At 60.4% G+C, this 12,378-nt stretch carries 11 protein-coding genes; 4 read left to right on the forward strand and 7 right to left on the reverse strand.

From position 1 onward, the window contains the following. Positions 1-40: 40 nt before the first annotated feature. Both LG409_RS09840 and cobA read right to left on the reverse strand, forming a co-directional pair. Complete coding sequence (locus tag LG409_RS09840) at positions 41-1,132, reverse strand: kinesin (RefSeq protein WP_144983264.1); 1,092 nt, start codon at positions 1,130-1,132, stop codon at positions 41-43. A gap of 178 nt (positions 1,133-1,310) precedes the next feature. Then, positions 1,311-2,126: a uroporphyrinogen-III C-methyltransferase gene (cobA, locus tag LG409_RS09845; RefSeq protein ID WP_227406559.1), complete on the reverse strand. Its 816-nt coding sequence runs from the start codon at positions 2,124-2,126 to the stop codon at positions 1,311-1,313. Positions 2,127-2,417: 291 nt separating this feature from the next. On the opposite strand from cobA, the gene LG409_RS09850 reads away from it, so the two are divergent. The 4 genes from LG409_RS09850 (at position 2,418) to LG409_RS09865 (ending at position 6,592) form a co-directional block, all read left to right on the forward strand. After that, positions 2,418-3,329 (forward strand): GGDEF domain-containing protein, encoded by a 912-nt coding sequence (locus LG409_RS09850; RefSeq protein WP_144983261.1) that lies wholly within the window; start codon positions 2,418-2,420, stop codon positions 3,327-3,329. A gap of 30 nt (positions 3,330-3,359) precedes the next feature. Beyond that, on the forward strand, positions 3,360-3,698 hold the full coding sequence (locus LG409_RS09855) for a 4a-hydroxytetrahydrobiopterin dehydratase (RefSeq protein WP_096922873.1): 339 nt from the start codon (positions 3,360-3,362) through the stop codon (positions 3,696-3,698). Then, positions 3,699-4,889: an amino acid aminotransferase gene (locus LG409_RS09860; RefSeq protein WP_096922872.1), complete on the forward strand. Its 1,191-nt coding sequence runs from the start codon at positions 3,699-3,701 to the stop codon at positions 4,887-4,889. A 218-nt stretch (positions 4,890-5,107) separates the two neighbouring features. Further along, positions 5,108-6,592 carry an NCS2 family permease gene (locus LG409_RS09865; protein WP_227406560.1) on the forward strand — a complete coding sequence of 495 codons (1,485 nt, stop codon included), beginning with the start codon at positions 5,108-5,110 and terminating at the stop codon, positions 6,590-6,592. Positions 6,593-6,605: 13 nt separating this feature from the next. Here LG409_RS09865 and LG409_RS09870 read toward each other — a convergent pair whose 3' ends face one another. The 5 genes from LG409_RS09870 to purF form a co-directional block, all read right to left on the reverse strand. Further along, positions 6,606-7,937, reverse strand: a complete 1,332-nt coding sequence (locus LG409_RS09870) for an MATE family efflux transporter (RefSeq protein WP_446719100.1) — start codon at positions 7,935-7,937, stop codon at positions 6,606-6,608. 109 nt (positions 7,938-8,046) lie between these two features. Then, a complete protein-coding gene (locus LG409_RS09875) occupies positions 8,047-8,631 on the reverse strand; it encodes a YceI family protein (protein ID WP_193461891.1) in 585 nt (194 codons plus the stop codon). 70 nt (positions 8,632-8,701) lie between these two features. Beyond that, positions 8,702-9,277: a cytochrome b gene (locus tag LG409_RS09880; protein ID WP_096922870.1), complete on the reverse strand. Its 576-nt coding sequence runs from the start codon at positions 9,275-9,277 to the stop codon at positions 8,702-8,704. Positions 9,278-9,498: 221 nt separating this feature from the next. Continuing rightward, positions 9,499-10,698 carry an O-succinylhomoserine sulfhydrylase gene (locus tag LG409_RS09885; RefSeq protein ID WP_144983245.1) on the reverse strand — a complete coding sequence of 400 codons (1,200 nt, stop codon included), beginning with the start codon at positions 10,696-10,698 and terminating at the stop codon, positions 9,499-9,501. A 90-nt stretch (positions 10,699-10,788) separates the two neighbouring features. Continuing rightward, complete coding sequence (gene purF / locus LG409_RS09890; RefSeq protein ID WP_227406562.1) at positions 10,789-12,309, reverse strand: amidophosphoribosyltransferase; 1,521 nt, start codon at positions 12,307-12,309, stop codon at positions 10,789-10,791. Positions 12,310-12,378 lie beyond the last annotated feature (69 nt).

The raw sequence follows: 12,378 nt of genomic DNA on the forward strand, positions 1-12,378 counted from the left end.
TCTTGGAAGAACACGATGGCCTCAGCCATCGGAACTCCGTTTACTGCGCTTGCGTATCGTCAGCGTCAGCGTCGTCGCCATCGCTCTCTTGATCACCTGACAGGTCAGGCACCTCATCGTTGGCAGCATCATCCACGTGCAGGCGGTCGCCTAGCGCGGCCAGCTCTTCACGCCACTCGCGCAGTTGGCTCTCCAAGCGTTCCAGCTGCTCTTCGCGAGTCTCGATATCGCTCTCGACATTGGCGACTTCCTCACGGCCAATGTCCAACGCCACCATAAGGTCATCCATTTCACCGCGCACCTGGCTCAGGCTCTCTTCTTCCTCCTCGCGCAGCTGGGTCATGGACTCGATCTCGGACTGCATCGCATCGCGCTCGCTGGTCACGCTATCGCGCTCTTCCTGCAGCGACTCCAGCTCGCTCTGCTGGCTGGCAATCTGCTCTTCCAGCTCGGCCAGGCGCTCATTGGCCTCGTTGACCTGGGATTCCAGCTCACTGAGCTCGTCTTCGGCAGCCGTCTGCTCTTCTACCGCCTGCTGGCGCTGCTCTTCGGCTTCCTGACGAGCCGCTTCAGCCTCCTGACGCGCCTGCTCCGCGCTTTCACGGGCATCTTCGATCTGTTGCAGGCTAGACTCGGCCTCATCACGCTCACTGACGATCTGGTCGCGCGCTTCGCGCAGGCTTTCCATCTCGCTCTCGGCGCCCGCCAGACGCTCTTCCAGTGACGTCACTTCCTGCTCAAGGGCATCCCGCTGCGCTTCCAACTCCTCCAGACGCGACTGCACGGTGCCTACCTCGCCCTGAGCAGACGCCAGCGTTTCAGAAGCTTCTTCCTGCTGCTGCGCCAACAAGGCAATTTCTTCACGCATGGCGGTCAGGTCGGCTTCGGCTTCTTCGACCTCGGCCAGGCGCTGGCTCAACTGGGCATTCTCCTGCTCGACACTGTTGAGCTGGCCTTCCAGCCGCTCGACGCGATCACGATGGGTGCCTGCATTGGACTGCGCCATGATGGCCCATATCACCGCAATGGCCGCGATACCGGCAATCCCCTTGACGCGGTTATCCTGAAACAGCGTCTTCATATCAGGCTTGCCAGCAGGTGTGTGCGGCTCTGGGTGGTTTGCTTCTGACATGCTGCATCCCTCTCTTCGCTTGGCTGCTGGTAATAGCAACGTGAGTGTCAAATCGCTCGCTATCGTCAACGATCGTTTCTAAAAGTAGTCCTTACCAGCATACACAGCCACCCGCATATCGCCAGCGCTCAGCAAGATACGGCTTCGAAGCCTGCCTCTCTCGAGTGGCCAGATGCCGTCACGGGCGATGCACTTTGCAAAGATGGCTCTCTTCACCAAAGCCCTGAGCGGCTCCCTGTTCCACCTCGAACCACGAAAGGCGCGCATGCAATGTCACCACGCTTCCCACGATCAATAGCGTAGGCGGCTGGATGGCACCTTGCAGAAAAGCCGTCGGCAGTTGCCGCAGGGTGCCCGTATGGGTCTGCTGCTGACGCGTGGTTCCCTGCTCGATCAGCGCCAAGGGCGTTTCCGGTGGCAAACCATGGGCCATCAGCCCCTCACAAATGGCCGTCAAATTACTCAGTCCCATGTAAAACACCAGGGTCTGGCCAGGCTGCGCCAGAGTAGGCCAATCGAGGGTAAACTCGCCCTGCTGCAAATGCCCGGTCACGAAACGCACGGATTGCGCATGATCGCGATGGGTCAGCGGTATGCCAGCATAAGCCGCACACCCCGAGGCGGCGGTGATGCCGGGCACGACGTCTACCTCGATACCGGCAGCCACCAAGGTTTCCAGCTCTTCCCCCCCACGCCCAAAAATGAACGGGTCGCCACCTTTCAGACGCACCACCTGCTTGCCCTGCCGAGCCCATTCCACCAATGCCTGATTGATTCCCTCCTGAGGCACACTGTGGGACGAACGCGCCTTGCCCACATAGTAGCGCGCGGCTTCCTGTGGCAGCAGCGCGATGATTTCATCACTCACCAGACGGTCATAAAGCACCACCTCGGCACTTTTGAGCCGACGAAAGGCTTTCAGGGTCAGTAACTCCGGGTCGCCTGGCCCTGCGCCTACCAAACTGACACGGCCAACGCCTGTCTGTGCGCTCATGGTTGCCATTATGGACGTATCCACCTCGTGTGATTGCTGTGCAGCCAAACCCGCCACCAAAGTAATAAGAATAATAATTCATATGCCGAAAAGTAATTTTAAACCGAATGGTGCGCTCTGCACAGGCCATCTCCGCCAAAAACGAGCCATATAGAATTTAAAATCTGCTTTTAATTCCAAAAAATTATTAATAAAAGACAATTTGTCAGCAATGGCTTACATCCCATTTACCTATTTAGGGCTAATCTTCACAGCTAACTTATAATAGGCCTATCGTCTGGAGATTCACGCATGTCCGTGAATGAGGCATCCGTTACTTCCAAGCCTGCCGCCCCGGGCACGGAAGAGTTGATCAGCAGCATCCCAGGGGTCATTTTTCAGTTTTACCGCACGCACGCTGGCCATATGCATTTTCCCTATCTGGAAGGGGGTGGCATGGCACTTGCCTATATCGACAAACACCAGCTCGCCGAAGATGCCCAGCCGCTGCTGGAACAACTCACTGGCAGCGACTACCCAAAGATCATGTCGGCCATCGAACGCTCAGCACGCTGGATGCTGCCGCTGACCACCCGCTTCCGATTCCCCTTTCCAGAAGAAAACCCTCGCTGGATCGCGGTCAGCGCCAACCCCGAACCTTTCACCAATGGCGTGCGCTGGAGCGGTATCATGATGGACATCACCGACCAGGTGCTGGAAGAGCAGCGCCTGCGTCGGCTTTGCGACACCGACCCGCTGACCGGCCTGGCCAACCGGCGCAAGTTGATGCTGCAACTGACGCATTTGAGCTCCCTGAGCACGCGCCATGGCTCACCACTGTCGGTCATGATGATCGACATCGACCACTTCAAGCAGCTCAATGACGCCTGGGGACATCTGCAGGGCGACAAGGTACTCAAACAGCTCGCCACGTTGACCTGCTCGCTGCTGCGCTGTGAAGACGTGGTTGCCCGCCTGGGAGGTGAAGAGTTCATGGTACTGTTGCCGCTCACCTCGCTGCAGCAATGCCATGCGCTTGCCGACCGCCTGCGCAAAACCATCGCCGAGCACGATTTCGGCATTGGCCAGAGCAGCGTCACGCTGAGCATCGGGGTTGCGGAGTACCGCTGTGGCGAACCCCTGACCAGCCTGATGGAGCGTGCGGATCAGGCGCTCTATCGCGCCAAGGAGGTTGGCCGGGACTGCGTGCGTCTTCTACCCTGACGCTAGTAACGTCGCCTTCGGAGACCCACCATGCAAAGCCTCGCTCGCACTGCCTTCCAGCCCGTGTCGTCAGATGCCATGCCGCTCGCTCATGAGGCATGCCAACCCCATCTGGCCGCACTTCCAGAGTGGCAGATTATCGAACACGATGGCATCATGAAGTTGACGAGACGCTTTGCGTTTCGTGATTTCGCGGATGCGTTGGCATTTACCCAGCGTGTCGGTGAGGTCGCCGAGCAGGCTGGGCATCACCCGGTCATCGTGACCGAGTGGGGGCACACCACCGTGACCTGGTGGACGCATACCCTGCGCGGCCTGCATCTCAATGATTTCATTCTTGCCGCCAGAACCGACGAGGTAGTCGAATAAATGTTTGAGCAAATTGAGCGAGTCCCTGGAGACGCCATTCTCGGGTTGATCGAAGCTTTCAAGAAAGACACCAATCCGCAGAAGGTGGACCTTGGTGTCGGTGTATATCGTGACGCAGCGGGCAATACCCCGGTCATGCGTGCGGTCAAGGAAGCAGAAGCTCGCCTGCTCAAGAATGAAACCACCAAGACCTACATCGGCTCCCATGGCGCGCCTGCTTATGGCGATGCCGTGCTGCCCATGGTACTGGGTGCCGACTCAGCGGTATTGAAAGCCAACCGTGCCAGCGCCACGCAGTCACCGGGCGGCACGGGCGCTCTGCGTCTGGCGGCCGATTTCATTGCCAGCCAGTTGCCCGGCAAAGGCATCTGGGTCAGCGACCCCACTTGGCCCAACCACCACGGCATCTTCACCGCGGCGGGCATTGCGCTGCACAAATACCCCTACGTCGATGCCGAGAACCGTCTGGATTTCGCGGGCATGCTGGCAGCACTCAAGCAGATCCCCGAAGGCGACGTGGTCGTGCTGCATGCCTGCTGCCACAACCCCACCGGCTTCGATCTTTCTCAAGCCCAGTGGCAGGAAGTCATGGCCGTTCTGCAAGAGCGCAAGCTGCTGCCGCTGATCGACTTCGCCTACCAAGGCTTCGGCGAAGGGCTGGAAGAAGATGCCTACGGCGTTCGTCTGCTGGCTGAAAACCTGGATGAGGTGATCATCACCAGCTCCTGCTCCAAGAACTTCGGTATCTACTGCGAGCGCACTGGCTGCCTGATTCTGGTGGCCAAGGACGCCGAGCAGATGGAAAACGTACGCTCTCAGGCGGCCATCGTTGCTCGGGAAAACTACTCCAATCCGCCCGCCCACGGCGGCGCCATCGTCAGTGAAATCCTCCACGATGCCGAGCTGTCCGCCCTGTGGCGTGAAGAGCTGACGGAGATGCGCGACCGTATCAATACCCTGCGTCGCGATTTCGTCGAGGCACTCAAGCCTTACGGTCTGGCGGAAAAGTACGCCTGCGTAGCCGAGCAGCGCGGCATGTTCTCCTACACAGGCCTGACTCCGGAACAGGTAGACCGCCTGCGCGACGAGTTCGGCATCTACATGGTGCGCTCGGGCCGGGCCAACGTGGCAGGCTTCTCCCACGAGAACCTCCCCTACCTGGCCAAGGCCATCGCGGCAGTCAACGACTGATCTCGCGCACCGACGTATCACGCCCAGGCTTTGGCCTGGGCGTTTTTGTTTAGAAAGATCAACCTCTTGGGCAATGATGTGTACAATTGCGCCTTCGCCGCCAGAGCCTGGGGCGCCCGCGCGGCGTCCGTGACAACGCAACGCTTGACCGATTAGTCAAATATTCGGCACACTCAGCGTAGCCTTGTATACAACACACCATAACCGAGAGGCACAACATGGCGGCTGCCAGCACTCCCTACCCCTGGTACAAAAAAGAAGATACCGACGCTTTCTTTGCGCTGTTCCAGAACAACATCGCCAATTTCGTCATTATCGCCATTACCATGCTGGGCATGGGTTTCCCTGCTTCCATCGTGTATGGGCAGGTGCTGCCAGGGGCGGCGGTCGCCGTCATGGTGGGCAATTTCTACTACGCCTGGAGCGCCGCTCGCTTGGCGCGCAAGGAGAACCGCAGCGACGTCACGGCGCTCTCCTACGGTATTTCCACGCCGGTGATGTTCGTCTTCCTGTTCGGGGTGCTGCTGCCCGCCAAACAGCTGACCGGCGATGCCGAACTCGCCTGGAAAGTCGCCGTGGCCGCCTGCTTCATCAGCGGTGCCATCGAAGCCCTGATCAGCGTCGTGGGCCGCTGGGTACAGTATCACCTGCCCAGAGCCGCGATGCTGGGTGCCGTGGCAGGCGTTGCGCTGACCTTCATTGCGGGTGAAATGCTGTTCAAGACACTGGAAATGCCGGTGATCGGGCTACTGGTGCTGGGGATCATCATCGTGGGCCTGGTCGCCAGGGTGAGCATGCCCTTCAAGCTCCCCACCTCGCTGTTTGCCATCGTCATCGGGACGACCATGGCCTACCTGATTGGCGATGCAGGCACCGAGCGCTTCAGCGATGCCTTCACCCACCTGGGGTTCTACCCCTTGCTGCCCAATCTCGCCTGGTTCGAAGGGCTGGGCCTGCTGTTCACCGGCATGCTGGCCGTCCTGACCGTGGTGCTGCCCATTACCCTGTACAACGCCATCGAAACCATGAACAACGTCGAGGCCATGGAAGCCGCAGGCGACAAGTACGATGTACGGGAGTGCCAGGCCGTGGATGGTGCAGGCACCATGATCGGGGCCTTGTTTGGGGGCGTGTTCCCGACGACGGTTTACATTGCCACGGTGGGTGCCAAATGGATGGGCGCCGGGCGCGGCTATAGCCTGCTGAACGGCGCCGTCTACGCGCTGGCCACCATGTTCGGGCTGATTGCTGCCCTGGCGGCCATCATCCCGGTCTCCGTCGTGGCGCCTATTCTGGTGTTCGTGGGAATGTCCATGATTGCCACTGCGTTCCAGGCCAACGATACCCGCTACTACCCGGCCATCGCCCTGGCGATGCTGCCCTACTTCGCCAATTACGTGATGACGCGCTTCAACCGGGGAGCAGGTGAGGTGGTCAGCGACATCTCCAGCGCCATCGTCGTGCTGGGGCAAGGTGCCATGTTCATGGCCATCCTGCTGGGCGCCATGACCGTGTCGGTGATCGACCATCAGTTCCGCAGGGCAGCGGCCTTTGCCGCCATCGCGGCGGGCTTTTCATTCGTTGGCCTGATGCATGCACCCCAGCTGGCCTTCAATGCGGCCCCCGACTTCGTCATGGGCTACCTCGCCATGGCGCTGCTATTCCTGTACTTCTCGTTTCAGGAATCACGCCGCCAGCACTGAACCTGTCGTCGGGTCATGACACTCCCGCCCGCCGATGCGGGCGGGAGAGAATACGCCGCAGCGCTCCCCAGGCCATCAGGCCTGCCAGCACATTCCCCACCGCGGCACCCGCAGCCAGCCCCGTCCAGCCAAACAGCTGCGCACCCACCCAAAGGCACGGCAGGTAGCACACGAACAGCCGCGCACTGGAGAGCAGCATGGCCCGCAGCGGCCAGCCCAGCGCATTGCCCGCCGACACCACCAGCATGCACACGCCCAGCGCCGCATAGCTGGGCAGTAGAAAACGTATCAGCAGCGCCAGCTCGCTCTGCACTTCCGGATTACCGGCCAGCGCCATGGCCACCCAGGGTGACGCCAGCGCCAACAACACGCCCAACGCCAACTGCCAGGCCACGGCCACGGTCAGCGCCAGGCGCATGAGACGATGAATCTGCTCCCAGTCTCCAGCCCCATAGCAGCGCCCCAACCAGGGGGGCAGCGACATGGTCATGGCAAGAATCACCATCAGCGAAAGGGTTTCCAATCGGCTGGCCAACCCCCAGGCCGCGACCTGGGTATCCCCCAGCCCCGCCACCGCCGCAATCGCCAGCATGGCGGCCAGCGGCGGCATCAGCTGGCTGACCATGGCTGGCGCGGCAATGCCGGTGAAAGGCCGCCAGGAGCGTTTGATCTCTGGCCACAGCGCCACCGAGGTCGCCCAGTCACGCCGATAGAGCTTGCGGCAGGTAAACCACAAGCCCACGGCAAAGGCGATGGCCGTGGCCCAGGCAGCACCCGGTAACCCCCACCCCTCCCAGGGGCCTAGGCCAAAAATGAACAGCGGGTCCAGCACCAGGTTCACCAGGCTGCTGACCACCATCATCTTGCCAGGCAACCGAGTATCGCCGTGGGCGCGAAACACGCTGTAGATGAAGTAAAGCAAGGCGCCCAACCAGGCGGCGAACAGCTGCGGCGCCCAGTAGGCTCGGATGTGCCCTAGCGCACGCTGGTCGGCCCCCAGCAGGCTGAACAAGGGCTCCTGCAACGCCCAAAGCACGACGGCCAGCACACCGATGACCGCACCACCCGCCAACAGCACCAGGTTGCTCAAGCGCCTGGCTCTGGCCTGCTCACCGGCCCCCAGGGCTCGGGAGATGAGCGCCGCAATGGCGATGCCCATCCCCACCTGAATACCAATGATCAAAAACGACAGCGGAAAAGTGAACGACTGCGCGGCCAGCGGGGCCGTGCCCAGCCGCGCGATGAAGGCGCTGTCGACCAGTTGAAACCCGAGCAGCGCCAGAACACCAATGGCCATGGGCCAGGTTTGACGCCACAGGGTGATAGCCAACTCACGTTGTTGCATAGCGGCTGCCAACGGCGGCCTCCTTGGTGTATTGCTCGATTTACGGGGGCTTTAAAACGCAAAAAACGCCACCACCCGTGAAGGTGGCAGCGTTCTGATCAGTCATCGCTTACTGGCGGATGCCTTCGAAGGTGACGTACAGCTCCAGCTCGTGCATGGCTTCCGGGAAGTCGCTCATGTCGATGCCGAAATCACTCAGCGTCAGCATGGTGCTGCCTTCGAAACCAGCGCGGTAGTTACCCCAGGGATCTTCACCTTCGCCCATCAGGGTCACCGGCATTTCGATTTCCTGAGTTTCGCCGTGCAGCGTCAGCTCGCCGGTCACCACGCCTTCGTTGTCACCCGTGGCTTCGAAACCAGTGGACGTGAAGGTCGCCGTGGGGAATTCGCTGGCGTTGAGGAAGTCAGCGCTCAGAATATGACGGTCACGCTCGGCATGGTTGGTGGTCAGGCTGTTGACCTGCACTTCCATGGAGACGGAAGACGCATCCAGGTCGTCGGCATCGTAGTGGAACTGGCCATCGAAGGTCTCGAAGCTGCCCAGAATGTAAGAGAAGCCCAGATGGTTGATCTTGAACTGCACGAATGCGTGCTGGCCTTCGATATCGATCTGATAATCAGCCGCCTGAGCCTGGCTCAAGGGAATCAGAGCCGCTGCGGCCAGTGCCGTGGCAATCGCTGTCTTCTTCAACATTGCTATCTCCTCGCTTTCCTTGGTCAAAACTGCGGATCCATCATGAGTCCGCGGTGAGTAGAACAGGGGTTCAAATCTTTGGCTGGGCATGGGGCTTTGGCTGCGCATGGCGCGGGTTGACCATGCGGCGCAGCGTGTCGTGCCGCCAGCGCCAATGATGCACCAATGCCGCCAACGCATGCCCACCTGCCAATACCATGAGCGCCAACGCGCTGTACCAGTGTATGTCGCCCGCCACGCTGGCCTGATTGGGCAGGCCATGCAGGATGGCAGGGGCATCGAACCAGCCAAACACACTGATGGAACGCCCGTTGGCGGTCGAAATCAGGTAGCCACTGAACAGTACCGTCAGCATCAAAACGTAAAGTGCGATGTGGCCAAGGTGAGCCGCCAGACGCTCGAATCGCCCTCCCTCGGCCGCGGGGGTCGGCTGCATGAAACGCCAAGCCAATCGGCCAAAGGTGACCAGCAGCAGTAGCACACCCACCGAGCGGTGAATCCAGGGAGCCTGATTGTACCAAGGGTCGTAATAACCCAACCCGGTCATCCACCAGCCTAACGCGAACAACCCAATGATGGTCAAAGCGCTCAGCCAGTGAAACGCGATACTGATCACCCCCCAGCCACTGCGTGTATTACGCCACATCCTTGATTCCCCATTGACGGCTGCACGCTGCCCCACAGCATGCTTCACTTGTTATGAAAATCATAACCTTTCGCATGACAAAACACTGCTGAAAAAAGCAGAACGCATCGTTCGGAAAAACCGTTTCATCGTGCCCGTACCGTGTCACTTTATGAAACGTCGGCGTATTTCGCCAATAAAAAACCGGCCTCTCGGCCGGTCAGTCGTCACAATATCGTACTTCAACGAGCAGCCAGCGCATCCAGGCCACGGGCCAGGTCACGCTGGATATCCGCCTGACTTTCAAGCCCGACGGCTACCCGAATCAGCCCCGGCGCAATCCCTGCGGCGGCCTTTTGCTCATCGGAAAGGCGCCCGTGGGTCGTGGTGGCCGGGTGAGTGATGGTGGTTTTGACATCGCCCAGATTGCCGGTAATCGACAGCATGCGCGTGGCGTCGATCACCTGCCAGGCGCCCTCTTGCCCACCCAGCACCTCGAATCCCAGCACGGCACCAAAACCCTGCTGCTGGCGCTTGGCCAACGCATGCTGAGGGTGCGCTTCCAGGCCGCTGTAATACACCCGAGTGACGGCGGGGTGCTGGTCGAGCCAGCGGGCCAGGCTCAAGGCGTTCTCGCAGTGGGCCTTCATGCGCAGCGACAGGGTCTCGAGCCCCTTGGTGAAGATCCACGCGTTGAACGGACTCAGGCAAGGGCCACAGGTCCTCACGACGCCAAACACCTCTTCCAGCAGGTCATGACGCCCCACCACCGCTCCACCCACGGCGCGCCCCTGGCCATCCAGGTATTTGGTGGCCGAGTGAATCACTAGGTCGGCCCCCAGTGCCAGCGGCTGTTGCAGAGCAGGCGTAAGGAAACAGTTATCGATGGCCAGCAAGGCCCCGCTGCGCTTCGCCAACGCTGCCAGGGCCGGAATATCGGCCACTTCGGAAAGCGGATTGGACGGCGTTTCGGCGAACATCAGCCGAGTTGCGGGCGTCACCGCGGCTTCCCAGGCTGCCAGATTGGAAAGCTCCACATAGCGCGTGGTAATGCCAAATTTGCCCAGATACTTGTCGAACAGGCTGACCGTAGAGCCAAACAACGAACGCGAGGCCACGATCTCATCCCCCGCCGACAGCAGTGCCAAGGCAGTGGAAAGAATGGCAGCCATGCCAGAGCTGGTGGCGACGCAGCGCTCACCGCCTTCGAGGGCCGCCAGTCGGCGTTCGAAGGTATGTACCGTCGGATTGGTGAAGCGCGAGTAGACGTTACCCGGCTCTTGACCACCGAACTTGCGGGCAGCTTCGGCAGCACTCTCGTAAACAAAGCTCGAGGTGGGAAAAATCGGCTCGGCATGCTCCTGCTCAAACGTGCGGTGGTGCCCCGCGCGAATGGCGAGCGTTTCGAGCGACCACTCCTCCTGGTGATGATCATCATGCATGGCAGCGCCCTCTTTTCCAAAACGTCCAGCTTCCAAAACGTCCATTCCCCCGGCAACTCCCCCTAGGGAAAGTTGCCAGCGCATGCGCGTTCAGTCGTCCAGGTCATCGTCCTGATTGTGCATGTCAACCAGCGCATGGTCACCCGCGCTGTTGTCCTTGGCCGCATCGTTACGGCTAGCTTCCAGTACCGCCAGGTAGGCCTCGTCGATATCGCCGGTGACGTAGTTGCCATCGAACACCGAGCAATCGAAGGCTTCCATCTCGGGGTTGACCTCGCGACAGGCGCTCTTCAGGTCTTCGAGGTCCTGATAGAAAATGCGGTCGGCGCCGATCAGCTGACCCACTTCATCTTCCGTGCGGCCATGGGCAATCAGCTCGGTGGCCGCGGGCATGTCGATGCCATAAACGTTGGGGTAACGCACCGGGGGCGCCGCCGAGGCGAAATAGACTTTGCGGGCACCGGCATCCCGGGCCATCTGGATGATCTGCTTGCAGGTGGTGCCGCGCACGATGGAGTCATCCACCAGCAGTACGTTCTTGCCGTTGAACTCGACATCGATGGCATTCAGCTTCTGACGCACCGATTTCTTGCGCTGGGTCTGCCCTGGCATGATGAAGGTCCGGCCAATGTAGCGGTTCTTCATGAAGCCTTCGCGGTAGGTGACGCCAAGATGCTGGGCCATCTCCAGTGCCGAAGTACGTGAGGTGTCCGGGATCGGGATGACCACATCGATATCGTGGTCGGGCCACTCGTTCATGATGCGGTCGCCCAGCTTGCGACCCATCTGCATGCGCGTGCCGTAGACATAAGCGCCATCGAGGATGGAGTCGGGGCGCGCTAGATAGACGTGCTCGAAGATACACGGACGCAGTTCGGGGCGGTCGGCACATACCTGGGTGTGAATCTGACCCTGCATGTCGACGAAGATGGCCTCGCCCGGCGCCAGGTCACGCGCCAGCTCGAAACCACCCACGTCCAGCGCCACCGACTCGGAAGCGATCATCACTTCCTGGCCGTTGGGGTCCTGGCGCGTGCCGAACACTACCGGGCGAATGCCGTGGGGGTCACGGAAAGCGACCATACCGAACCCGTTGATGATCGCCACGGCCGCATAGCCACCCTTGCAGCGACGATGCACGCGACGCACCGCATCGAAGATGTCCTCGGCTTCCAGGTGAAGCCCTTGCTTGCCCAGCTCGTGGGCGAAGACGTTGAGCAGAACTTCCGAGTCGGAGCTGGTATTGATATGGCGCAGGTCCGTGGAGAACAGCTCCTGCTTCAACTGCTCTGAGTTGGTCAGGTTGCCGTTGTGGGCCAGCGCGATGCCGTAGGGGGAGTTGACGTAGAACGGCTGAGACTCGGCCTCACTGGAGGAGCCTGCAGTGGGATAGCGCACGTGACCAATGCCCAGGTTGCCTTTCAGGCGCGCCATGTGGCGAGTATGGAAAACGTCACGGACCAGGCCGTTACTCTTGCGCAGTAGGAAGCGTCCCTCGCTCCAGGTCATCATGCCGGCAGCGTCCTGGCCCCGATGCTGAAGTACGGTCAGGGCATCGTAGATTCCCTGATTTACCGCCTGCTTGGCCAGAAGGCCCACTATACCGCACATTCCAGTTACCTCGCTTTAAAACCACGGCTTGCTGGTGCAAACCCGTATGATCATCAAACTTACTCGTGC

The organism is Halomonas sp. NyZ770 (genome assembly GCF_020616575.1).
Taxonomy (GTDB): Bacteria; Pseudomonadota; Gammaproteobacteria; order Pseudomonadales; family Halomonadaceae; genus Vreelandella; species Vreelandella hamiltonii.